General features: G+C 71.4%; 23 protein-coding genes. 10 read left to right on the top strand and 13 right to left on the bottom strand.

What is annotated here, in order from left to right; all coding sequences use genetic code 11:
* Positions 1 to 2: 2 nt before the first annotated feature.
* The 4 genes from AMYTH_RS0123670 to AMYTH_RS0123685 form a co-directional block, all read right to left on the bottom strand.
* Positions 3 to 845 carry a carbohydrate ABC transporter permease gene (locus AMYTH_RS0123670; protein WP_027932387.1) on the bottom strand — a complete coding sequence of 281 codons (843 nt, stop codon included), beginning with the start codon at positions 843 to 845 and terminating at the stop codon, positions 3 to 5.
* The gene (locus AMYTH_RS0123675) at positions 845 to 1,792 is read right to left on the bottom strand and encodes a carbohydrate ABC transporter permease (RefSeq protein WP_017986926.1); all 948 of its coding nucleotides are present in this window, start codon (positions 1,790 to 1,792) and stop codon (positions 845 to 847) included. Before AMYTH_RS0123675 ends, AMYTH_RS0123670 begins: the two co-directional genes overlap by 1 nt.
* Positions 1,789 to 3,105 (bottom strand): ABC transporter substrate-binding protein, encoded by a 1,317-nt coding sequence (locus tag AMYTH_RS0123680; RefSeq protein WP_027932388.1) that lies wholly within the window; start codon positions 3,103 to 3,105, stop codon positions 1,789 to 1,791. The genes AMYTH_RS0123675 and AMYTH_RS0123680 overlap by 4 nt, the downstream gene beginning before the upstream one ends.
* Before the next feature lie 157 nt (positions 3,106 to 3,262).
* A complete protein-coding gene (locus AMYTH_RS0123685) occupies positions 3,263 to 3,796 on the bottom strand; it encodes a general stress protein (RefSeq protein WP_017986924.1) in 534 nt (177 codons plus the stop codon).
* Positions 3,797 to 3,897: 101 nt separating this feature from the next.
* Between AMYTH_RS0123685 and AMYTH_RS0123690 the strand changes: the two genes are divergently transcribed.
* Positions 3,898 to 4,287, top strand: coding sequence for a hypothetical protein (locus tag AMYTH_RS0123690; RefSeq protein ID WP_027932389.1), 390 nt, complete (start codon positions 3,898 to 3,900; stop codon positions 4,285 to 4,287).
* Positions 4,288 to 4,321: 34 nt separating this feature from the next.
* On the opposite strand, the gene AMYTH_RS0123695 is transcribed toward AMYTH_RS0123690, so the two are convergent.
* Both AMYTH_RS0123695 and AMYTH_RS0123700 read right to left on the bottom strand, forming a co-directional pair.
* Entirely contained in the window at positions 4,322 to 5,557 is a 1,236-nt protein-coding gene (locus AMYTH_RS0123695; protein ID WP_027932390.1) for an acyl-CoA dehydrogenase family protein, read from the bottom strand.
* A 76-nt stretch (positions 5,558 to 5,633) separates the two neighbouring features.
* A complete protein-coding gene (locus tag AMYTH_RS0123700) occupies positions 5,634 to 6,464 on the bottom strand; it encodes a slipin family protein (RefSeq protein ID WP_027932391.1) in 831 nt (276 codons plus the stop codon).
* Between the two features lie 89 nt (positions 6,465 to 6,553).
* Between AMYTH_RS0123700 and AMYTH_RS45630 the strand changes: the two genes are divergently transcribed.
* Genes AMYTH_RS45630 through AMYTH_RS0123720 form a run of 4 tightly spaced genes read left to right on the top strand, consistent with a single transcriptional unit; the run spans position 6,554 to position 10,380 of the window.
* On the top strand, positions 6,554 to 7,414 hold the full coding sequence (locus tag AMYTH_RS45630) for an aminoglycoside phosphotransferase family protein (RefSeq protein ID WP_323807238.1): 861 nt from the start codon (positions 6,554 to 6,556) through the stop codon (positions 7,412 to 7,414).
* A 10-nt stretch (positions 7,415 to 7,424) separates the two neighbouring features.
* The gene (locus AMYTH_RS0123710; protein WP_037322653.1) at positions 7,425 to 8,711 is read left to right on the top strand and encodes a magnesium transporter MgtE N-terminal domain-containing protein; all 1,287 of its coding nucleotides are present in this window, start codon (positions 7,425 to 7,427) and stop codon (positions 8,709 to 8,711) included.
* The gene (locus AMYTH_RS0123715) at positions 8,704 to 9,225 is read left to right on the top strand and encodes a DUF1003 domain-containing protein (protein ID WP_027932393.1); all 522 of its coding nucleotides are present in this window, start codon (positions 8,704 to 8,706) and stop codon (positions 9,223 to 9,225) included. The genes AMYTH_RS0123710 and AMYTH_RS0123715 overlap by 8 nt, the downstream gene beginning before the upstream one ends.
* Positions 9,226 to 9,234: 9 nt before the next feature.
* Complete coding sequence (locus AMYTH_RS0123720) at positions 9,235 to 10,380, top strand: Mrp/NBP35 family ATP-binding protein (protein WP_027932394.1); 1,146 nt, start codon at positions 9,235 to 9,237, stop codon at positions 10,378 to 10,380.
* Between the two features lie 523 nt (positions 10,381 to 10,903).
* On the opposite strand, the gene tatB is transcribed toward AMYTH_RS0123720, so the two are convergent.
* From tatB to sigE, 4 genes are all read right to left on the bottom strand, one after another.
* A complete protein-coding gene (gene tatB, locus AMYTH_RS0123725; RefSeq protein ID WP_027932395.1) occupies positions 10,904 to 11,317 on the bottom strand; it encodes a Sec-independent protein translocase protein TatB in 414 nt (137 codons plus the stop codon).
* Between the two features lie 102 nt (positions 11,318 to 11,419).
* Positions 11,420 to 12,943: a S1C family serine protease gene (locus AMYTH_RS0123730; RefSeq protein ID WP_027932396.1), complete on the bottom strand. Its 1,524-nt coding sequence runs from the start codon at positions 12,941 to 12,943 to the stop codon at positions 11,420 to 11,422.
* 81 nt (positions 12,944 to 13,024) lie between these two features.
* A complete protein-coding gene (locus AMYTH_RS0123735; protein ID WP_027932397.1) occupies positions 13,025 to 13,678 on the bottom strand; it encodes an anti-sigma factor family protein in 654 nt (217 codons plus the stop codon).
* Positions 13,675 to 14,292, bottom strand: coding sequence for an RNA polymerase sigma factor SigE (gene sigE / locus AMYTH_RS0123740; RefSeq protein ID WP_017986913.1), 618 nt, complete (start codon positions 14,290 to 14,292; stop codon positions 13,675 to 13,677). The genes AMYTH_RS0123735 and sigE overlap by 4 nt, the downstream gene beginning before the upstream one ends.
* Before the next feature lie 190 nt (positions 14,293 to 14,482).
* Here sigE and AMYTH_RS0123745 point away from each other — a divergent pair, with 190 nt between their 5' ends.
* From AMYTH_RS0123745 to AMYTH_RS0123755, 3 genes are all read left to right on the top strand, one after another.
* Positions 14,483 to 15,121, top strand: a complete 639-nt coding sequence (locus AMYTH_RS0123745; protein WP_017986912.1) for an O-methyltransferase — start codon at positions 14,483 to 14,485, stop codon at positions 15,119 to 15,121.
* A 121-nt stretch (positions 15,122 to 15,242) separates the two neighbouring features.
* The gene (locus AMYTH_RS0123750) at positions 15,243 to 16,016 is read left to right on the top strand and encodes a helix-turn-helix transcriptional regulator (RefSeq protein WP_027932398.1); all 774 of its coding nucleotides are present in this window, start codon (positions 15,243 to 15,245) and stop codon (positions 16,014 to 16,016) included.
* Positions 16,017 to 16,040: 24 nt separating this feature from the next.
* Positions 16,041 to 16,412: a VOC family protein gene (locus AMYTH_RS0123755; protein ID WP_027932399.1), complete on the top strand. Its 372-nt coding sequence runs from the start codon at positions 16,041 to 16,043 to the stop codon at positions 16,410 to 16,412.
* Between the two features lie 228 nt (positions 16,413 to 16,640).
* On the opposite strand, the gene AMYTH_RS0123760 is transcribed toward AMYTH_RS0123755, so the two are convergent.
* Complete coding sequence (locus AMYTH_RS0123760) at positions 16,641 to 17,798, bottom strand: MFS transporter (protein ID WP_027932400.1); 1,158 nt, start codon at positions 17,796 to 17,798, stop codon at positions 16,641 to 16,643.
* A gap of 107 nt (positions 17,799 to 17,905) precedes the next feature.
* Between AMYTH_RS0123760 and AMYTH_RS0123765 the strand changes: the two genes are divergently transcribed.
* Positions 17,906 to 18,835, top strand: coding sequence for a LysR family transcriptional regulator (locus AMYTH_RS0123765; protein ID WP_037322654.1), 930 nt, complete (start codon positions 17,906 to 17,908; stop codon positions 18,833 to 18,835).
* Positions 18,836 to 18,877: 42 nt separating this feature from the next.
* Here the strand turns inward: AMYTH_RS0123765 and AMYTH_RS0123770 are convergent, their stop codons facing one another.
* Together AMYTH_RS0123770 and AMYTH_RS45635 are read right to left on the bottom strand one after the other, a co-directional pair.
* On the bottom strand, positions 18,878 to 20,299 hold the full coding sequence (locus AMYTH_RS0123770; protein WP_027932402.1) for a leucyl aminopeptidase family protein: 1,422 nt from the start codon (positions 20,297 to 20,299) through the stop codon (positions 18,878 to 18,880).
* Between the two features lie 73 nt (positions 20,300 to 20,372).
* Positions 20,373 to 20,540 (bottom strand): DUF3117 domain-containing protein, encoded by a 168-nt coding sequence (locus AMYTH_RS45635; protein WP_081617745.1) that lies wholly within the window; start codon positions 20,538 to 20,540, stop codon positions 20,373 to 20,375.
* A 167-nt stretch (positions 20,541 to 20,707) separates the two neighbouring features.
* Here AMYTH_RS45635 and AMYTH_RS0123780 point away from each other — a divergent pair, with 167 nt between their 5' ends.
* Positions 20,708 to 21,502, top strand: a complete 795-nt coding sequence (locus AMYTH_RS0123780) for an enoyl-CoA hydratase-related protein (RefSeq protein WP_027932403.1) — start codon at positions 20,708 to 20,710, stop codon at positions 21,500 to 21,502.
* Positions 21,503 to 21,722 lie beyond the last annotated feature (220 nt).

Below are 21,722 nucleotides of genomic sequence, written 5' to 3' on the forward strand. Positions count from 1 at the left end.
CGCTACCCCTTCACCGCACCGGAGGTCAGCCCCGCGACGATGCGGCGCTGGAAGAACAACACGAACAGGATGATCGGGATGGTGATCACGACCGCGGCGGCGCAGATCGTCCCGGTCGGGTCCTCGAACTGCGAGGCCCCGGTGAAGAACGACAACGCCGCCGGCACCGTCCGCGACGCGTTGGTCGAGGTCAGCGAGATGGCGAACAGGAAGTCGTTCCAGCAGAAGATGAACACCAGGATCGCGGTGGTGAACACGCCGGGCGCCGCCAGCGGCGCGATGACCCGGCGGAACGCCTGCCCCGGCGTGGCGCCGTCCATCTTGGCCGCCTTCTCCAGCTCCCACGGGATCTCCCGGAAGAACGCGGACAGCGTGTAGATCGCCAGCGGCAGCGCGAACGTGATGTACGGCAGGATCAGGCCCGCCCACGTGTCGAACAGACCCAGCGTCCGTTCGATGTTGAACAGCGGGCTCACCAGCGACACCTGGGGGAACATCGCGATCAGCAGCGAGATCCCGACCAGCAGCCGCTTGCCGGGGAAGTCCAGCCGCGCGATCGCGTACGCCGCCATCGTCCCCAGGACCACCGCGATCAGCGTCGCGATGAGCGAGATGCCGATCGAGTTGATCAGCGCCCGCACGAAGTCCAGGGTCTGGAAGATGTCCGCGTAGTTCTGCAGGGTCCACGACCGCGGGATGAACTTCCCGTCGTCGATGGTGTCCTTGGTCTTCAACGACAGCGACAGGATCCACAGCACCGGCACCAGCGCGTAGACCACCACCAGGATGTCGATGAGGGTCCATCTCGTCCTGCGGCCGGTGGTGACCGCTCCGCCCATCACCATCAGCGCTTCCCCCCTTGGTCACTGCCCGGCGCCGCGGTGCCGAACAGCTTGATGAAGATGAACGCGATGATCGCGACCGTGATGAAGATGAGCACCGACATCGTCGACCCGATGCCCAGGTTCAGCCCCTTGATCAGGTTGTTGTAGGTCTGCATGGACACCGACGACGTGTCGTTCTGGCCGCCGGTGAGCACGTAGATGTTGTCGAAGATGCGGAACGCGTCGAGCGTGCGGAACAGCAGCGCCACCAGGATCGCCGGCTTCATCACCGGCACCATCACCTTGATGAACCGCTGCCACCCGTTGGCACCGTCCATCGCGGCGGCCTTGAGCAGGTCGTCCGGCACCAGCGCGAGCCCGGCCATCAGCAGCAACGCCATGAACGGCGTCGTCTTCCACACCTCGGCCAGGATGATGATCGCCATCGACGGCAGGTACTGCGTCAGCGGCGCCGAATCCCCGGCCAGGATGTTCGCCAGGTACCCGGTGTCCGGGGTCCACGCGTAGTACCAGGAGAACGCGGCGACCACGGTCACGATCCCGTACGGGATCAGCGCCACCGTGCGCACCAGACCGCGCCCGACGAGCGTGCGGTGCATGATCAGCGCCAGCAGCATGCCGAGCACCAGCTCGATGGCCACCGAGACCACGGTGAGCACCACGGTCGTGGCGAACGCCGTCCACCAGTAGGAGTCCGACAGCACGGCCGCGTAGTTCGCGAGGCCGACGAACTCGGTGTCGTTCGGGAACCGCAGGTCGTACCGCTGCAGGGACAGCCAGATCGAGTACGCGATCGGATAACCGGTGACCGCGACCATCACGAAGGCCGCGGGAGCGCACAGCAGCCAGCCCAGCCGCCGCTCCGCCCGCTTCCCTTCGCTCAGGGCCGGTTTCCCCGGTTTCGCCGTGGTCTGTGGCGTCGTGGAAACGTCCTCGACCGTGCTCACGGGATCACCCCTTTCGAGTTCAGCGCGTCGGTCAGCTTCGTGCGCAGCTCTTCGGCGGTCTTCTGCGGGTCGATCTCCGACGGCGGCGACAGCACCTTGGAGATCACGGTCGACAGGCTCTGGTACGCCGGGGTCAGCGGGCGCACCGCGGGGTCCTTGAGCGCGGCGAAGATCGCGTCCCGCATCGGGTACGCGGTGGCCATGCTCGGGTTGTCGTCCGCGTTGACCGGCTTGGTCGGGTCGAGCGGGGTCTCGTCGGTGTAGAGCGCCTCGATGCTCGGCGGCACGCCGTCGTTGAGCGCGGAGAACTTCTGGCTCTCCTGGCTGCGCAGGCACAGCGCCGCCTCGAACGCCTCGGGCTTGTGCTTCGAGGTCGAGCTGACGGCGAGGTCGTAGCCACCGATCGTGGTCCGGGCCGGGACGCCGGGATCGACGGCCGGGTAGGTCGACCACTTGAAGTGCGGCAGGTCCTGCGGCTGCTCCTCCGCGTAGGACGCGTACACGAACGGCCAGTTCAGTTCGAAGGCGCCGTTGCCGCGCTGGAAGGCCTGACGGGTCTCGTCCTCCTTCATGTTCGTCAGCGACGGGTCGGTGATGCCGCTGGAGGTGACCCGCTTGAGGATCTCCAGGGCCTGCACCGCGCCCTCGTCCATGACCACGGACTTGCCGTCGTCGGAGAGGATGTGCCCGCCCGCGGACGCGACGAGCGTGTTGTAGATGACCACGAGGCCCTCGTACTGGGCGCCGGTGAACAGGATGTTGTGCGGCTTGCCCGCCGCCTTGAGCTGCTCGGCCTCGGCGATCATCTCGTCCCAGGTCGCGGGCGGCTGCGGCGTGATGCGGTCGTCGTACCAGAGCAGCTGGACGTTGGTGTTCTTCGTCGCGGCGTACAGCTTGCCGTTCCAGGTCGCGGTGGCCAGCGGCCCCGGCAGCACACCCGCCTCGGCCTGCTCGCGGTTGGTGCCGGTCCACTCCTCGGCCCAGCCCGCCTCGGCGAACTCCGGCACCCAGGTGACGTCGAGGCCCAGGATGTCCAGGCCGTCGTCACCGGCGGCGAGCCGGCGCGCCATCTGCACCCGCTGGTCGTCGGCGCCGCGCTGCAGTTTGTTGTAGACGATGTTGTAGCGCCCCGCCGCCTTGGCGTTGCAGTTGTCGACGACCGTCTGGAACGTGTCCTCCGGCGCGTAGTACAGGTTGAGCGTGATCCCCTCTTCGGATCCGCACGCGGTCACCAGACCGGCGGTCAGGACGCTCGCGCCGACCGCCGCTGCGATCCGGCCGGGCGGCCTGCCCCGGCTCGTACCGTTCCCCATCAGGCCTCCTCCTCGGCACGCGGCCGGCGGGAGACCCACCCCGCACGCCGTCGTGCATGCAATCAAGCAACCCGAGGGTGTCAACCCGGGTCGCACGATCGGTGGGAAGTCAAACTATGCCCGGCGATCACCGCCCGCAAGCGGTGGAGGTCACGATTCAGCTCGATGACCCGGATGGCCGCATCGCGAGCTTCGCCAGCAGGTCACGGCCCTGCTCCGCGTTGCGCGGCTGGCACAGGACGTCGTAGCGGCCGGCGACGAGCTGGCTGGCCGAGGCGAAGTCGCGACGGCCGCGCGAGGAGGCGTAGCTGATGGCCGCGAACACCAGGCCGAACAGCACACCGGACACCAGGCCGACCAGGATCGGCTGGTAGGTGACCTCCGCGCCGGAGGCGAACATGGCCAGCAGGAAACCCACGAACAGGCCGAACCAGGCGCCGGAGATCGCGCCCGTCATGAGGACGCGGCCCCACGACAGGCGGCCCAGCACCCGTTCGACGAGCATCAGGTCCACGCCGACGATGGTCACGTCCTCGACCGCGAACTGGTTGTCAGCGAGGTAGTCGACCGCCCGCTGCGCCTCCTGGTAGGTGGCGTAGGAGCCGATCGGCCATCCCGTGGGCGGCGTCGGCAAGCGCGGCAGGCCCTGTGCTTGACGGCCGCCGGAGGAGAACGGGCTGGTCACGGTCATCACCTGTGCTGTCGTAGTGATCGAGTGACTTCATCCTGCCAACCCCTATGAAACCACGCGAACCCGACACTCCAACCGCCTTCGGCGAGGATGATGCACCGGTGCCCTTGATCGACTCGGCCGACGCCGACTTCCGCGTGTGCGAGATCAGCTTCGGAACACTGCTCGAAATACAGGCGGAGGCGGAGTCCCGCGGTTTCGCGACACGGTGGAGCTCGGTGGAGGCGCTCCGCGACCAGGTCCGGCCGGGAGCCGTGCTCCTGCAGTCGCTGATGCGCGAGGAGCGCGGCGGGAGCGTGCGGGCCTACCGGTGCCTGGCGCTGTTCGCGGCCACGGATCGCGCTGGGACCGGTGGGATCGTCACGATCGACCTCACTCCCGAGCGGTTCGCCTCGCTCGAACGGCTCGACCTCGACTCCGCGGTCGGCGGGGCGCTCGTCCGGGTGTTCGCCCTCGCGACGGGCGGGCTGTCGATGGTCGCGAAGGCATAACGGCCCGCCCACCGACGATGGGCGGGCCGTGCCCTCAGGAGCGGGACTGGTACTCGCGCAGCAAGCCGCGGCTGATGATCGTCTTCTGGATCTCGCTGGTGCCCTCGCCGATGAGCAGGAACGGCGCCTCCCGCATCAGGCGCTCGATCTCGTACTCCTTGCTGTAGCCGTAACCGCCGTGGATGCGGAAGGCCTCCTGGGTGACCTCGGCGCAGTACTCGGACGCGATGAGCTTGGCCATGCCCGCCGCCACGTCGTTGCGCTCGCCGGTGTCCTTCAGCCGCGCCGCGTTGACCATCATCAGGTGCGCCGCCTCGACCTTGGTGGCCATCTCCGCGAGCTTGAACGCGATGGCCTGGTGCTGGGCGATCGGCTTGCCGAACGTCCTGCGCTGCTGCGCGTACTCCACCGCCAGCTCGAACGCCCGGATCGCGATGCCGCACGCCCGCGCCGCCACGTTGACCCGGCCGACCTCGATGCCGTCCATCATGAACGCAAAACCCCTGCCCGGCGCCTCGCCGAGGACCTGCGTGGCGGGGATGCGGAAGCCGTCGAACACCGCCTCGGTGGTGTCGACGCCCTTGTAGCCCATCTTGTCGATCTTGCCCGGGATGGTGAGCCCAGGCGCCACCTCGCCGAAGCCCTCCGGCTTCTCCACCAGGAACGTCGTCAGGTTCTGGTGGGCCTTCTCCGCGCCTTCGTCGGTGCGCACCAGCAACGCGATCAGGTTCGACGAGCCGCCGTTGGTCAGCCACATCTTCGACCCGTCGATGACGTAGTCTCCCCCGCCGGCTACGCCCCCACTGGCGGGGGTACCCCCATTGCCGTCCCGCCGCGCGCGGGTCTTGATGGCCGCCACGTCCGAGCCGAGGTCGGGCTCGGACATCGAGAACGAACCGCGGACCTCGCCCGCCGCCATCTTCGGCAGGTACTTCTGCTTCTGCTCCGGCGTGCCGTGCCGGGAGATCATGTGCGCCACGATGAAGTGCGTGTTGATGACACCCGAGACGCTCATCCAGCCGCGCGCGATCTCCTCGACCACGAGCGCGTAGGTCAGCAGCGACTCGCCGAGCCCGCCGTACTCCTCCGGGATCGTGATCCCGAACAGGCCCATCTCCTTCATGCCCTCGACGATGTCCGCCGGGTAGGCGTCCGCGTGCTCCAGCTCCTGGGCGTGCGGGATGATCTCCTTGTCCACGAACGAGCGAACCGTGGACAGGATCTCCGACTGCACGTCGGTGAGACCGGCGGTCTGGGCCAGACGGGCCATGGGGCGACTCCTGTGTCAGCGGGCGGAATTACCGGCGAGTATGGTCCCCGTCCCGCCTTCCCGCATATGGCGCGCCTCACCCGGAGGCGGACTCCTCCGACTGCCTCGGGATCGGCGCCTGCCCGTTCGCGGGCTGCTCGCTCACGTTCCCCGGCTGGGCGGTGCTCCGTTCGAGAAAACGGAGCAGCTCCACGGGGAACGGCAGCACCAGGGTGGAGTTCTTCTCCGCCGCCACCTGCACCACCGTCTCCAGCAGGCGCAACTGCAGCGCCGCCGGGGTGTCGGCCATGACGCCCGCCGCCTCGGACAGCTTGTGGGACGCCTGCAGCTCGCCGTCGGCGGAAATGACCCGCGCCCGGCGCTCGCGTTCGGCCTCGGCCTGGCGCGACATCGACCGCTTCATCGACTCGGGCAGCGCGACGTCCTTGATCTCCACGCGGTCGATGTGCACGCCCCAGTCCAGGGCCGGGCTGTCGATCATCAGCTCGAGCCCCTGGTTGAGCCGCTCACGGTTGGACAGCAGGTCGTCCAGGTCGCTCTTGCCGATGATGGAGCGCAGCGAGGTCTGGGCCACCTGCCCGACGGCGAACCGGTAGTCCTGCACGTTGACGGCGGCAACCACGGGGTCGATGACCTTGAAGTACACGACCGCGTCGACCCGGACCGTCACGTTGTCCCGCGTGATGCCCTCCTGCGCGGGCACCGGCAGGGTGACGATCTGCATGTTCACCTTCTGCAGCCGGTCCGCGATCGGCATCAGCATGGTCAGGCCGGGCTCCCGGATGGCCGAGGAGACCCGGCCGAAGCGGTAGATCAGCCCGCGCTCGTACTGCTTCACGACGCGAACGCTCATGGCGAGCCCGGTGACTCCCACGGCCGCGACTATGGAGAGGATTTCGGCCAGCATGGCGGCTCCCGGGGGTGCGTGTCCCTTGACGCGATGTTACCCCCGTCACACCGGTTGGGAAGTGCCCGATCACTGGCACTCTGGGTGAGGTGCGGGTACCGGGGGAGTTTTCACAACGCCTGATCGACAACGAGGGCGACGTGGTGCGGCCGTGGCTGGCCGCGCTGCCGGAACTGGCGGACTGGTGCTGCCGCCAGTGGGGTCTGGTGATCGAAGGCCCGCCGTGGCACGGGTATACCGCGCTGGTGTTCCCGGTGCGCCGCGACGGCGAACCGCTCGTGCTGAAGCTCGCCTGGCAGGACGACGGCACCCGCGACGAGCCGGTGGCGTTGGCCGCCTGGGATGGCCGGGGAGCCGTGCGGCTGCTGGAAAGCGCCCGCGGCGCGCTGCTGCTGGAGCGGCTCGACGCGTCCCGCCCGCTGCTCACCGAGCCGCTGGACAAGGCGCTGGAGATCACGCGCGGCCTCCTGCACCGGCTGACCGTCCCCGCTCCCCCGCTCGGCCGCACGCTGCGCGATGAGGCGGCCCGGCTCGCCGAGGAGATGCCCGCCGATTGGGCGCGGCTGGGCGGGCCCGTGCCGAAGCGGTTGCTCGACGCCGCGGTCGCCGTGTGCCGGGACCTCGGGCCGGCGGCCGGGACGTCACTGGTCAATCAGGACCTGCACTACGAGAACATCCTTGCCGGCACACGGGAACCATGGCTGGTGATCGACCCGCAGCCGATCACCGGGGACCCGGAGTTCGGCCTGATCCCCCTGCTGTGGAACCGATTCGGAGAGTCCACAATAGACGAACGGATGCGGGTGCTGGCCGCCGGGCTGGACCCGGACCGCGCCCGCGCCTGGACGCTCGTGCGGGCCGTGGACAACTGGTTGTGGGCCGCCGAGCACGGCGGTTTCCCCAGCGTGGCGATCCTCAGTGCGATCGCCGAGCAGGCGGCGCTCGAATAGGGTTGGCGGTATGGTGAACAGGGTCTTCGCCGCCCAGCTGGCCGGCCTTCCGGTCTTCGGACCGGACGGCGAGTCCATCGGCAAGGTGCGCGACCTGGTCGCCGGCCTGCGGCTCGACCAGCAGCCGCCGCGGGTGCTGGGGCTCGTGGTCGAGCTGGCCACCCGGCGCCGGGTGTTCGTGCCGATGCTCCGGGTCACCGCGATCGAGCCGAACGCCGTCACGCTCGCGACCGGCTCGGTCAACATGCGCCGCTTCCACCGCAGGCCCAACGAGGTCCTCGTGCTCGGGCAGCTGATCGACGCGCAGGCCCGGCTGGCCTCCACCGACGCCCGCGTCACGGTCGCCGACGCGGCGATGGAACCGGTCCGCACCCGCGACTGGGTGCTGGCCAAGCTCGCCGTCCGCGAGCGCTCCGGACGGCTCGGTATCGGAAGGCGGCGGTCGTCGCTGCAGGTCCTGCCCTGGTCGGAGGTGCGCGGGCTGGGCCTGACCGACCTCACCGGGCAGCCGCAGGGCGCCGGGCAGCTGCTGATGCTGTTCGACACCATGCGGGCCGTCGACATCGCCGCGACCATGCGCGACCTGCCGACCAAGCGGCGGCACGAGGTGGTCGACTCGATGGACGACGAGCGGCTCGCCGACGTGCTGGAGGAGCTGCCCGAGGAGGACCAGAAGGAACTGCTCGCGCACCTGGCTGAGGAGCGAGCGGCCGACATCCTGGAGGCGATGAACCCGGACGACGCGGCCGACCTGCTCGCCGAGCTGGCCCCGGCCGAGCAGAGCCGTCTGCTCGACCTGATGCACCCGGACGAGTCCGAGCCGCTGAAGCGCCTGCTCACCTACTCGTCCGACACCGCGGGCGGCCTGATGACGCCGGAGCCGGTCATCCTCGCCCCGGACGCCACGATCGCCGAGGCGCTGGCGCACATCCGCAACCCCGACCTGCCGGCCGCGCTGGCCAGCCTCGTGTTCGTGTGCCGTCCGCCGACCGAGACCCCGACCGGCCGCTACGTGGGGTGCGTGCACTTCCAGCGCCTGCTCCGGGAACCACCCGCGGAACTGGTCGCCAGCGCCGTGGACACCGACCTGCCCGCTCTCGGCCCGGACGCCGACCTACCGGAGATCACGCGCTACTTCGCGGCCTACAACCTGGCGTGCGGTCCGGTCGTGGACGACCAGGACCACCTGCTGGGCGCCGTCACGGTCGACGACCTGCTCGACCACCTGCTGCCCGACCGCTGGCGCGAGACCGGGCTGCACGACATCACCGAGGGACAGGAGATCGACAGTGCCTGAGTTGACCGCGCGGCGCCGCCTCGACCAGCCCCGATCCGGACGGGGTCCACTGGTCAGCATCGACCCGGACAGCTTCGGACGCCTGTCCGAGCGGCTGGCCCGGTTCCTCGGCACCGGGAAGTACCTGTTCTGGCAGACCCTCATCGTCATCGTGTGGATCATCGTCAACCTGAGCGCGGCCGCGCTGCGCTGGGACCCGTACCCGTTCATCCTGCTCAACCTGGCCTTCTCCACGCAGGCGGCGTACGCGGCGCCGCTGATCCTGCTCGCGCAGAACCGGCAGGACGACCGGGACCGGGTGTCGCTGGAGGAGGACCGGCACCGGGCGGCGCAGACCAAGGCCGACACCGAGTACCTGGCGCGCGAGCTGGCCGCGCTGCGCCTGGCGGTCGGTGAGGTCGCCACCCGCGACTACCTGCGCGGGGAGCTGGACAAGCTGCGTGAGGACCTCAATACGAAGCCGCGACGTGGCAAAAGCAATAGGGCCCAGGCAGAGGCCATTACCGGTCCGTAGCATGGTGGGGTGACCAGTACGCAGCAGATCCCCAGTGTCGAGGACGTCCGCGCGGCGCTGAAGGACGTTCACGACCCCGAGATCCGCAAGCCCATCACCGAGCTCGGCATGGTCAAGGACGTCGCGGTCGGTGAGGACGGTGTCGTCTCGGTCGCGGTGTACCTGACGGTGGCCGGCTGTCCGCTCAAGGACACCATCACCAAGGACACCAAGGCCGCGGTCGGCAAGCTCCCCGGCGTGCGCGAAGTCCGGGTCGAGCTCGACGTGATGAGCGACGAGCAACGCACCGAGCTGCGGAAACAGCTGCGCGGCGACGCCGCGGAGCCGGTCATCCCGTTCGCCCAGCCGGGCTCGATGACGCGGGTGTACTGCGTCGCGTCCGGCAAGGGCGGGGTCGGCAAGTCGAGCGTCACGGTCAACCTCGCGGTGGCGATGGCCCAGCGCGGGCTGTCGGTCGGCGTGGTCGACGCGGACATCTACGGCCACTCGGTGCCGCGCATGCTGGGTGCGCGCGAGAAGCCGACGAAGGTCGAGCAGATGATCATGCCGCCGCAGGCGCACGGCGTGAAGGTCATTTCCATCGGCATGTTCACCCCGGGCAACACGCCGGTGGTGTGGCGCGGCCCGATGCTGCACCGCGCGCTGCAGCAGTTCCTGGCCGACGTGTTCTGGGGCGACCTGGACATCCTGCTGCTGGACCTGCCGCCGGGCACCGGTGACATCGCGATCTCGGTCGCCCAGCTGATCCCGAACGCGGAGATCCTGGTGGTGACCACGCCGCAGCAGGCCGCCGCGGAGGTCGCCGAACGGGCCGGCGCGATCGCGATGCAGACGCGGCAGCGGGTCGCCGGGGTCATCGAGAACATGTCGTGGCTGGAGACGCCCTCCGGCGAGCGGATGGAGATCTTCGGCTCCGGCGGCGGCAAGACCGTGGCCGATTCGCTGTCGAAGTCGGTGGGCTCCGAGGTGCCGCTGCTGGGCCAGGTGCCGCTCGACCCGCGCCTGCGGGAGCAGGGTGACGCCGGAACGCCGCTGGTCCTCGCCGAACCCGACGCGCCCGCGTCGGAGGTGCTGCGGGACGTGGCGAAGAAGCTGTCGGTGCGGGCCCGGGGGCTGGCCGGGAAGATGCTGAACCTAAGCCCCAGCGGCCGCTAGCCCACATGCACAGGTGAGCTGGGTGGTCATCCCGTCGCCTGACACTGGACGATCACCTTGAGCCAGGGCCGCAACCTCCGCGCCCGCGTGAGTTGACATGCCAAGCTTGCGGCCCTGGGTCAAGGTGATATGCACAAACCGGAAGGCGACGGGATGACCACCCGGCGACCACCCACCCGAGGTGGGCCGAGGCACCCAACCCCTGGTCATCCCGGAGCCTGCCCGTCCGGCGAGGACTATCTTTTGATCTTTTTCCTGCGCTTCGCGCAGGAGCGCCTCACGGCGCTCGAATGGTCACCTTCCGACCACCCCCGCCCCCTCTCCCTGAGTGTGTTTCAGTCGCCGAGCAGGCGTGTCAAGGCGGGAAAGCGTGCCTTGACACGCCTGGTCGGCGACTAAAGATCGGCTGTGGATCGGGGGCGGGGGAGGTCTGGTTGGGGTAGTCGCTTGCTTTTCGTTGCCGGGCGGCGGTTGTGCCAGGGACAAAAGAAGAGGGCCACCCCTGCTGGGGTGGCCCTTCTTCTCAGGTGGCGTCTGGGTCTGTGGGGGGCTTTTCGCCTGGTTTGAGTGGTTCCGGGTCCGGTTTCGCGGCCGGGGTGGTCGTCGTGGCGGGGTAGCCGTTCGGCTTCACGCTGCCACCGGACAGGCCGTTGATCCCGAGCGGGTCCGGGTCGCCGTCGAAGAGGTGCTGGGTGACCGCCCGACGCGGGTCGAAGTTCCGCAGCTGCCGCAGGTCCTCCAGCGGCTTCTGGAACTGCTCGAAGTCCGAGCCCATCTCCTCCTTGAGCTGCTGCCTGGCGCCGGTCGCGAAGTCGCGCACCTTCCGCACGCTCCGGCCCAGCCAGGCCGCCGCCTCGGGAAGGCGCTCCGGGCCGAGGATGAACAGGCCCGCGACGATCAGGACGAGGATCTCGCCCCAGCCAACGCTTTCGAACATTCGCGAACCTCCGCCTCACACGGCTCCAGCTACCTCAGATTACCCCGCCAACCGGCCGGTTCGGATCCCGCGCGCGGAGTTCACGTCTCGTCCATCCGGCGGTCAGTCCGAGCCCAGCGTCACGTCGACCATCAACGTCCGCCCCTGCCGGACCAGCTGGACCGGCACCGTCTCGCCGATCTCGTGCTGCCGCACCGCCACCGTCAGCTCCGCCGCATTGCGGACCAGGCGGTCGCCGAGCTTCGTGATGACGTCGCCCTCCGCGATGCCCGCCCGCGCTGCCGGACCGCCGTCGGCGACGTTCAGCACCTGCGCGCCCTCCGAGGTCTCCGCCGCGACCGACGCCGCGTTCACCCCGATGTCGGCGTGCTTGACCTGGCCGCTGCTGATGAGCGTGCGGGCGATCTTGATCGCGTCGTCGGCCGGGATGGCGAACCCGATGCCGATGCTGCCGCCCGAACCGTCCGCGCCGCCGTCCGTGCGGATCGACGAGTTGATGCCGACCAGGGCGCCCGTCGAGTCGACCAGCGCGCCACCCGAGTTGCCGCGGTTGATGGGCGCGTCGGTCTGGATCGCGTCGTACGTGACCGGCGGCTCGCCGTTCTCCCCGGCCGCGGTGACCGGCCGGTGCAGCGCGCTCACGATGCCGGAGGTCACCGTGTTCTCCAGGCCCAGTGGCGAGCCCACGGCGATCACCGAATCGCCCGGTTCGAGGCCGGCCGGGTCGCCGATCTGCAGCACCGTCGGGTTCGACACCGCCACCTTGATCACGGCCAGGTCGGTCTTCGGATCCGTCCCGACGACCCGCGCCTCGGTGCGGGTGCCGTCCGTGAACACCGCGGTGATCTTCGCCTGCGGATCGCTGGTGGCCAGCGAGATGACGTGGTTGTTGGTGATCGCGTAGCCCTGCGGGTCGATCATCACCCCGGAGCCCACGCTGCCGGACTGACCGGACTTGACCTCGATCGAGATGACCGCGGGCGCCACGCGCTGCGCGATGTCGGCGATCGAACCGGGCGCGCGTTCCTTGCCAGCCTCGGCCTCGGAGATGGTCGCCGACCCGGTCAGCGAGTCGCCCGCGCCGCCGAGCCACCAGCCGATCAGGCCGCCGACGGCGCCGATGAGCAGGCACACCACCCCGAGCAGCCCCAGCGCGACCGGCTTCACGCGGCGGCCGAACAGCAGCTCGGGCAACGACAGCTGAGCGCTGCGCGGACGGTCCGCGTCCTCGTCGTCTTCGTCGTCGGGATCGAGCGCCGGGCGGGACAGCACCGCGGCCGAACCCGGGTCACGCCAGGGGTCGGTCATTCGGGACCACAGCGGCGGCTCCGGATCACCGCCCGGCTGCCTGCCGTTGTCGCCGGCGGGACGCTGGAGCTGCACGTCCTCCGCGCCGGGCGGACGGCCGAACGCCTCGGCCAGCGACTCCGGCGCGGGCGGCGCGGCGACGATCTTGTCGCCGTTGCGCGTGCCGGGGGTGTAGAGCTTGTCGAAGGCGCCGTCCACGCCGTGCGGGCGGCCGAACGCGCCGGCTTCCGTGGGATCCACCGGCGGCCGGTCCAGCGGGCGGGGCGCCAGCCGCGGTTCCGCGCCTGCGCTGTCCTGTGGTGGGTTCGGCTGACTCATCGTTCCCCGGGTGGATGGCTCGTCGTGCTGTCGGCGCGACCCTACGCCACCGATTCTCCCCCGCGGACGGTGAAGGGCGCGTCAGCGACCGGCTGCGGGAGCGGGAGTCGTGGTGGTCGTGGTGGTGGCGGGCGCGCTCGGCTCGCCACCGAGCTGGGCACGCAGCACGCCGGGCGCGGGCGCCTGGCCCGGCTCCGGGTTGGCCTGCGTCGGGTCGCCGCCGGTCGCCGAGGTCACGACGAGCGCGAGCGCGCTCAGGACCAGACCGGACACGGCCACCCCGGCGCCCTGCGCGACACGGCGCCGCACCGAGGGATGACGCTGCCCGCCCAGTACGGCGGAACCACTACCGAGGGGCGCGCTCGACCCGAGCGGCGCCGACGAACCAAAAGGGGACGACCGGAGACCGGCGACGCGGTCGGGCCGCTGGATGGCGACCAGCTGGCCGTCCTCGGTGACGGCGAGGTTGTCGGGACTGGTCGGCAGGTCGGTGTCCTGCGGGATGTTGCGCAGGCTCGCCAGCAGGCTGGCGGGCATCGACGGGGCTTCCGCGCGCCGGACCGCCGCGCGCACCTGGCGCTGCGACGTCACCTCGGCCGCGCAGATCGGGCACCGGGCGACGTGCGACGCGGCACGCTCGTGGGCGCCCAGGCTCATCTCGCCGTCCACGAAGGCGACGACGGCGTCGGGAAGCAGGTGAGACTCGGGCAGGCCCCAGCCTCGCAGTTCGCTCATGCGGAAACCCCCACGGATTCCTCCTTGGCCGCCCGGCGCCGTTCGAGCGAGGCACGCAACGCCTGCCGGCCGCGGTGGATCCGGCTGCGCACGGTGCCCAGCTTCACGCCGAGCGTCGCACCGATCTCCTCGTAGGAAAGTCCTTCGACGTCGCACAGCACCACGGCGGCGCGGAACTCCGGCGGCAGCTCGTCGAGCGCGGCCTGCAGGTCCGGGTCCAGGTGCGTGTCGCTGTAGACCTGCTCGGGGCTCGGGTCGTCACCGACGATTCTGTCGGTGTCCTCGGGCAGCCCCTCCATGCGCACCCGCGAGCGGCGGCGCGCCATGTCCAGGAACAGGTTCGTGGTGATGCGGTGCAGCCAGCCCTCGAAGGTGCCCGGCTTGTAGGAGGCCAGCGAGCGGAACACCCGGATGAACGTCTCCTGGGTGAGGTCCTCGGCGTCGTGGGTGTTGCCGGTCAACCGGTACGCCAGCCGGTAGACGCGGTCGCCGTGCTCGCGGACGACCTCGTCCCACGACGGCGGAGTCCACGCGGACTCGTCGACGGTGACCGGGCGGCCCTCGACCTGCTCGTTCTCCAGGCTGTTCTGCATCGTGGGGGACGGCACCTCCATCAGGCTGTTCTCCCAACTGATCTGTCCAACGCGGGCCATCCGCACTGTGTTCCCGGGAACCCCTGGCACCCGTTGAGACCCAGCTTGGCCCCTCTCCTTATGTGGGTAGTGAGACGAGACTGAGAGCCGCCTGAGAGAAGTGTGCACGTCTTCCACGGGTTTGGCGACGACCAGCGCTAACCTTTGCCGCGTGACCTCCGAGACGCTCGCGGCGAGTGGCGGCGACCACGCCGAGGGCTACCTGCCCGACCACCCGGCGGACGCCGCGCTGCTCACCGCACGGGCGCGCTCGGCGGAGCTGGGCTGCGCGGCACTCGGACCCGCGACCGGCGCGGCGCTGTGCTTCCTGGCGACGAGCCTGCGGGCCCGCGCGGTGGTCGAGATCGGCACCGGCATCGGGGTCAGCGGGCTCTACCTGCTGCGCGGGATGGCCCCGGACGGGGTCCTCACCTCGATCGACATCGAGCCGGAGCACCACCAGGCCGCGCGCCGCACCTTCCGCGAGGCCGGGTACCCGCCCGGCCGCACCCGGCTGATCATGGGCCGGGCGCTGGACGTGCTGCCGCGCCTCACCAGCGGCGGCTACGACCTGGTCTTCGTGGACGCGGCGCGCGCCGAGTACCCGCGCTACTACGAGCACGGCGTCCAGCTGCTGCGGCCCGGCGGGGTGATCGCGTTCCACGGCGTGACCGACGCGGCGCGCGGCGAGCGGCGGGAGCCCGGGGTGCTCGCGGCGCGCGAACTGGCGCGGGCGATCCGCGAGGACGAGCGGCTGGTGCCTGCGCTGCTGCCGGTCGGCGGAGGGTTGCTGGTCGCCGCGGTGCAGTGATCATCGCTGGTCAGCGCTGTGTCGCCGGGCGCTGGCGCGGTGTGACGCCCCTCGAAATCGTCGTACCCCTGGTGCAGGATCTCCTCACGCGGGAACCGTCCGGATCGACGAGGGGGTTGTCATGCGCGAGGCAGTCCTGAGCGCCGCGCGGTTCATCACCACGCACGCGGAGGAGCCGTTGGGGCTGGGGGACGTCGCCGACCACGTCGGCTACAGCCCGTTCCACCTGGCCCGCACGTTCACGCGGGAGCTGGGCATGCCGCCGTGCCAGTATTTGACCGCGCGCCGGTTCGAGCGGACCAAACAGCTGCTCCTGCAGACCGACGAGCGGATCATCGACATCTGCAACGCGGTGGGCTTCTCCGCGGTCGGCACGTTCACCTCCCGGTTCACCGCCGCGGTCGGCACCACGCCCGTCGAGTTCCGGCGACTGCCGGACGTGCTCACCGACTCGCCGCCGCGGCCGACGTCGTCCCCGGGCGCGGGCGCCGGCACGGTGATGGGCACGGTCCGGCTGAGCCCGGCCGCGAAGGTGGCGCTGGGGCCGGACCCGGCCGTGTACGTCGGGCTGTTCCCCAAGCGCGCCGCGCGCGGGTTCCCGGTCAGCGGCACCCTGCTGGCCGAACCGGGTGATTTCCTGCTCACCGGTGTCCCCGCGGGCACGTACTGGGTGATGTCGTCGGCGCTGCCCAGCCGCGGCGGCGCGGCGGCGCAGCTCATCCCGGGCCGCACCGTGGCCGGGGCGTGCCCGCGCGCGGTGCGGGTGTCGGCGGAGGCGCCGGTGCACCACCGGGACGTGTACCTGGACCTGGGGCAGGACTGGTCGCCGCCGGTGCTGATCGCCCTGCCGGCGCTCGCCTCGGCCGATGCGCAAGAACGGAGAAGACACCGGTGAGAGCGCCGCCGTAGCGTCCGGAGGGTGATCACGCACCTGCACTCGGCCACGATCCTGGTCGGCGACCAGGAGGAGGCGCTGCGCTTCTACGTGGGCACGCTGGGGTGGGAGAAGCGGGAGGACCTGCGGTTCGGGGCGGTGCACCGGTTCCTGAGCGTGGCGCCGCCGGGCGCGGTGACGTCGATCGTGCTGGGGCAGCCGGAGGTCCACGCGCGGGAGATGGTGCCGGGCGGCACCGGGATCACGATGATGACGCCGGACGTGGCCGCCGCGCACGCCGAGATGTCCGCCCGCGGGGTGCGCTTCGCGGGGCAACCGCAGATCATGCCGTGGGGCACGAAGGCGACGTGGTTCACCGACCCGTTCGGCAACGAGTACTTCCTGCTGGAGGGCTGAGGGCCGGCGGTGCGTCAGGCCGGGATCGCCGCCCGGCGGGCGCTGGCCGCACGGAGGCTGATCACGGCGGCGCCCGGCTCTTAGGCCGAGGTCACCCGCCGCGCGGTACGTACCCGCGGCCCGACCACGGCCAACGGGACTGCCGCCCGCGTCGCGCTGGTCGCCCTCAGTCGAAGCCACCAACCGCCGAGCGGTGCGCCGCAGCCTGGCCACGGCAGCGTCCGGCTTCTAGGCCGCAGCCACCTGTGCGGTGCGCGCCCGCAGGCCGGCCACCGCGGCGCCTGCCAGTGCCAGCCACACCACGGCGGCCCCGACCAGCCAGCTCCAGCCGAACCGCCCGAAGACCACGCTCCCGACCGTGCCGCCGACGCTGCTGCCCAGGTAGTAGGCCAGCGTGTACATCCCGGACGCCTGGCCCCGCGCCCCCTCCGGGGCCTCCGCCGCGGCCCAGCCGTTGGCCACCGCGTGCGCGGCGAAGAAACCACCGGTGAGCACCACGAAACCGAGCACCACCAGCGGCAGCGAATCGGGCAGGGTGAGCAGGATCCCGGCCGCCATCACGGCCAGCCCGCCGAGCACCGCGCGCGGACGGCCGAACCGGGCGACCATCCTGCCCGCGTTCGACGACGACACCGAGCCCACCGCGTACGCCAGGAACACCAGCGAAGCGACCGCCGGCGACAACCCGAGCTCCCCGGTCAGCCGGAACCCCGCCGCGTTGTACATCGCCACGAATGCGCCCATCGCGAGCAACGCCACCCCGTACTGGACCAGCAGCACCGGCCGCCGCAACGCGGTCCCGACTCCGGTCAGCACGTCCCGCAACCGCAACCCCGAACCGCTCGGCCGCACGCCCGCCGGCAACGACAACACCGTGATCGCGCTGCAAACCAGCGCCACCCCGGCCACCACCGCGAGCGCGCCGTGCCAGCCGAGCGCCTCCGCGCTGAACCCGGTGGACAGCCTGCCGACCATCCCGCCGACCGTGTTGCCCGCGATCATCGCCCCGACCGCCGCGGCCACCCCGGTCTTGCCGAGCTGCTCCACCAGGTACGCCGACGCCACCCCGGGGAACCCGGCGATCGCGATCCCCTGCAGCGCCCGCAACGCGAGCAGCACCGGGTACGAGGGCGCGAACGGCATCAGCAGGCCGAGCACGACCGACAACGTCACCGACGCGACGATGATCGGCCGCCGCCCGACGATCTCCGACAGCGCCGCGATCGGCAGCACCGCGATCGCCAGCGCCCCGGTCGCCACCGACACCGCCAGCGACGCCGAACCGGGGTCGAGCTGGTACTGCGCGGCGAGCTGCGGCAGGACCGGCTGCGGCGCGTAGAGCAGGGCGAACGACGAAATCCCGGCGGCGGCGACCGCGAGCTTCACCCGCCGCGTGGCCGGGCGGGCTGGGGCGAGCACATCGACTGACACGCCTCGAAAGTAAGCCGCGCTAAAAAATACTTCCAATGCGCGGCACTGGCACAATTCATACCGTGACGTATGAAAGCCCGGCGGAAGCTTCTGACCAGCGGCTGGCCGCGGAGCTGGCGCCCAGCCTGGCCCTGCTGGCGGCCCTGCGTGAAACACGCAACATCACCCGCGCGGCGGAGCGGCTCGGCATCCCGCAGCCGACGGTGAGCCGCCGCCTGGCCGGGTTGTCCGAGGTCGTCGGCGCGCCGCTGACCCGGCCGGACGGACGCGGCGTCCGGCTCACGCGGGCGGGCGAGATCCTCGCGGCGACGGCCGCCCGCGCACTCGCCGCCGTCGAGACGGGCGTGCGGCAGACGCGGGAGGAGATCTCGCCGGACAGCGGCCACGTCGTGCTCGGGTTCCTGCACCTGCTGGGCCGGTGGCTGGTCCCCTCGCTGCTGCGCGACTTCCGCGCCGACCACCCCGGGGTGCGGTTTTCGCTGGTCCAGGGCTCGCGGCAGCACGTGCTGGACCGACTGGCGGACGGCGAGCTGGACCTGGCGCTGGTGGCTCCGCTGCCGGACACCTCGGCGCTGGACAGCTACGCGTTGTCGGAGCAGGACCTGCTGCTGTCGGTGCCCGAGGCGCACCCGCTGGCCCGGCGGCGCCGCATCCGGGTCGAGGAGCTGGCCGACGAGCCGTTCGTGACGCTCGAACACGGCTACGGCCTGCGGCAGATCATCGACGACCTGTGCGCGGCGGCCGGGTTCGAGCCGAAGATCGCGTTCGAGAGCCAGGAGTCGGACACCGCGCGGGGCCTGGTCGCCGCGGGGCTGGGGGTGGCGCTGCTGCCGCGGTTCGGGCCCGCGCCGCCGGCCGGGGTGGTGGAGGTGCCGCTGTCGCCGCGGGTCAGCCGCACGATCGGGCTGACGTGGCGAGCAGGCGAGGAGCCGACCCCGGCGGTGTCCGCCTTCCGCGACTACGTGCGCACCAACGGCACGCGCTACACCTGACGACGGACACGCCTCGCGCCCCCACAGCCGGGGCGCCCTTACCTACGCCTGGTCCGAGCCGAACGACTCCGCGAACGCCACCAGCGTCCGCGCGGCGAAGCCCGTCGCCCCCGGGACGACCTCCGCGTACGGCTTCTCGGCCCGGGCGGGGCCCGCGATGTCCAGGTGCGCCCACGGCAGGCCCTCGGTGAACTCGCGCAGGAACAGCGCCGCCGTGATGCCACCCGGCCCGCCCGGCGCCTGCTTCACGTCGGCGAGCTCGCCGCGCACCGCGTCGACGTGGGCGTCCAGCAGCGGCATCCGCCACCACGCCTCCCCGACGCTCGCGCCCGCCTCGCGGATCTCGTCGGCCAGCTTGTCGTCCGTGGCGAACAGCCCACCGGTCCGCAGGCCGAGCGCGACCTTCATCGCGCCGGTCAGGGTCGCCACGTCCACCACCGCGTCCGGGCTGAACCGGCGGATCCCGTAGGCCAGCGCGTCGGCCAGGACCATGCGGCCCTCCGCGTCGGTGTTGGACACCTCGGTGGTCCGCCCGCCGTAGTGCCGCACCACGTCGCCCGGCCGGTACGACGAGCCGGACACGTGGTTCTCCGCCGCCGGCACGAGCGCCGTGACCCGCACCGGCAGCCGCAGCGCGGCGATCGCCAGCGCGGCCGCGATGACCGCGCCACCGCCGGCCATGTCGGTGCGCATCAGGTGCATGCCGTCGGCCGGTTTGATCGACAGGCCGCCGGTGTCGAACGTGATGCCCTTGCCGACCAGCAGCAGGTGACGGGCCGCGCCACGCGGCCGGTAGGTCAGCTCGATCAGCCGCGGCGGGCTCGCCGAGCCACCGCCGACCGCGAGCACCCCGCCGAAGCCCTGCGCCGCCAGCCACTGCTCGTCCCGGACGGTGGCGCTCAGACCGGGCACCTCGTCGGCGAGGCGCGCCGCGGTGTCGGCCAGCCACGACGGATTCTTGATGTTGGACGGTGTGTTCGCCAGGTCCCTGGCCAGCGCCGACGCGCCTGCCAGCACCCGCGCGCGCTCGACGACCCGCTGGTGACCGGCGTCGGCCGTGACCAGGCGCAGGGTGCGCAGCGCGGGCTGGTCCGCGTCTCCGCTGACCTTGAACCGGTACCCGCCGAGCAGCGCCCCCATGGTCAGCTCCGCGACCTGCTCGCCGGTGACGTCGGCACCCAGTTCGACCTGCACCGCCTTGACGTCCGCGGCCTCCCTGGCGAGGGCCGCGCCCGCGGCGCGCCAGTGCGCGGGCCCGCCCTCGCCGATCCCCACCAGCCAGCGCACGTCCCCGCCGGGGAGCCGGCGGACCTCACCGGCCTTGCCGGCGTGCTCGACACCGGCGACCGGCGCGTCCGCACCAGCGGGGACCAGGACGGCCAGGTCGGCGCCTCGACGGCGGCCGTCGGCGACCTCGACGTCGATCAGCCGGGTGGGAACGGACGGCAGGGGGAACCGCGCCATCTGGCGACCTCCTGGAACTCAAGGGACTGCGGCCGCGCGTGACGTCAGCCGGTGACGACGGAACGGGAGCGGGTCAGCTGGTGGCCTCCTGCAGGGCAACCCCCAGGTCCTTGGCCTCTTCGGCCGACAGCTCGACGACAAGTCGCCCACCGCCCTCGAGCGGAACGCGCATCACGAGGCCCCGCCCCTCCTTAGTCACCTCGAGGGGACCATCTCCGGTCCGGGGCTTCATGGCCGCCATAGCGTGCTCCCTCCGTATCAACCGGCGCGCCCGGGTCGCGCTCTTCAAGCCAACCGGGTCAGGCCCATTCTCCCTCATCAGGATGGGCGCGCGAACGCGGACCGATCTTTTCGTGTTTGCTTAGGTGCTGGTATCGCCCCTCACCCGAGATTTCAGGAGGCCCTCCGGTGACCACCGAGGACGTGCTGCTCACCGCCGACGCCGACGGCGTGCGCACCGTGACGTTGAACCGCCCCAAGGCCTACAACTCGCTCACCGTCGAGCTGAAGGAGCGCCTGCTGGCCGCGTTGCGCGAGGCTTCGGCGGACCCGGCGGTGCGCGCGGTCGTGCTGACCGGCGCGGGCAAGGCGTTCTGCGCCGGCCAAGACCTCAAGGAGCACGTCGGGCTGCTGCAGGCGGGCGACCCGGCGCCGCTGCGGACCGTGCAGGACCACTACAACCCGATCGTCCGGGCCATCGTGGAGATGCCGAAGCCGGTGATCGCCGCGGTGAACGGGCCCGCGGCCGGCGCCGGGGCGGCTTTCGCCTACGCCGCCGACCTGCGGGTGGCCGCGTCGTCGGCGAACTTCCTGATGGCCTTCGCCAACGTCGGGCTCGGCCCGGACTCGGGCGCGTCGTGGACGCTGCAGCGGCTGGTCGGCTACGGCCGGGCGGCCGAGCTGATGCTGCTCGCGCGCACGGTCGGCGCCGAGGAAGCGCTGTCGCTGGGCCTGGTCACCGAGGTCGTGCCGGACGAGGAGCTGGCAGGCCGGGCGCAGGCGCTCGCGGCGAAGCTCGCCGCCGGGCCGACGGTCAGCTACGCGAAGATCAAGCAGGTGCTGACCGTGGCCGCGGAGGGCTCGCTGGAGGACGCGCTGGCCGCCGAGGACGCGGCGCAGACGGTGCTCGGCTCGACGGCCGACCACCGCGAGGCGGTGGAGGCCTTCGTCGCCAAGCGCAAGCCCGACTTCCAGGGGAAGTAGGGCCATTCCGCGGCGGAGCCGCTGTCACCACACACGCAGCTGGCGCCGCCGCGGTTTCGGAGTCGGCTCAGCCGCGTGGAGCGCGTCGGTTGAGGGTGGTGGTGGGCTGGCGGGAGGGGCCCCTCGCGAGGACAGCGCCGACGTGGTGGTCGGCACTGCCGCACGGAGCGCGTCCACCAGGGTGGTGGTCGGGCCGGCGGGCGGGGATTCATGAGGTTCC

Origin of the sequence: Amycolatopsis thermoflava N1165, from assembly GCF_000473265.1 — a bacterium.
Lineage (GTDB): Bacteria > Actinomycetota > Actinomycetes > Mycobacteriales > Pseudonocardiaceae > Amycolatopsis_E > Amycolatopsis_E thermoflava.

Coding starts and splice junctions, on each gene's coding strand:
- AMYTH_RS0123710 (WP_037322653.1), top strand. CDS start 7,425: ATGGTGAACAGGGTCTTCGCCGCCCAGCTGGCCGGCCTTCCGGTCTTC.
- AMYTH_RS0123670 (WP_027932387.1), bottom strand. CDS start 845: ATGGTGATGGGCGGAGCGGTCACCACCGGCCGCAGGACGAGATGGACC.
- AMYTH_RS0123735 (WP_027932397.1), bottom strand. CDS start 13,678: ATGAGCGAACTGCGAGGCTGGGGCCTGCCCGAGTCTCACCTGCTTCCC.
- AMYTH_RS0123730 (WP_027932396.1), bottom strand. CDS start 12,943: ATGAGTCAGCCGAACCCACCACAGGACAGCGCAGGCGCGGAACCGCGG.
- AMYTH_RS0123680 (WP_027932388.1), bottom strand. CDS start 3,105: ATGGGGAACGGTACGAGCCGGGGCAGGCCGCCCGGCCGGATCGCAGCG.
- AMYTH_RS0123695 (WP_027932390.1), bottom strand. CDS start 5,557: ATGGCCCGTCTGGCCCAGACCGCCGGTCTCACCGACGTGCAGTCGGAG.
- AMYTH_RS0123700 (WP_027932391.1), bottom strand. CDS start 6,464: ATGCTGGCCGAAATCCTCTCCATAGTCGCGGCCGTGGGAGTCACCGGG.
- AMYTH_RS0123770 (WP_027932402.1), bottom strand. CDS start 20,299: ATGGCGCGGTTCCCCCTGCCGTCCGTTCCCACCCGGCTGATCGACGTC.
- AMYTH_RS0123685 (WP_017986924.1), bottom strand. CDS start 3,796: ATGACCGTGACCAGCCCGTTCTCCTCCGGCGGCCGTCAAGCACAGGGC.
- sigE (WP_017986913.1), bottom strand. CDS start 14,292: ATGGAGGTGCCGTCCCCCACGATGCAGAACAGCCTGGAGAACGAGCAG.
- AMYTH_RS45635 (WP_081617745.1), bottom strand. CDS start 20,540: ATGGCGGCCATGAAGCCCCGGACCGGAGATGGTCCCCTCGAGGTGACT.
- tatB (WP_027932395.1), bottom strand. CDS start 11,317: ATGTTCGAAAGCGTTGGCTGGGGCGAGATCCTCGTCCTGATCGTCGCG.
- AMYTH_RS0123750 (WP_027932398.1), top strand. CDS start 15,243: ATGCGCGAGGCAGTCCTGAGCGCCGCGCGGTTCATCACCACGCACGCG.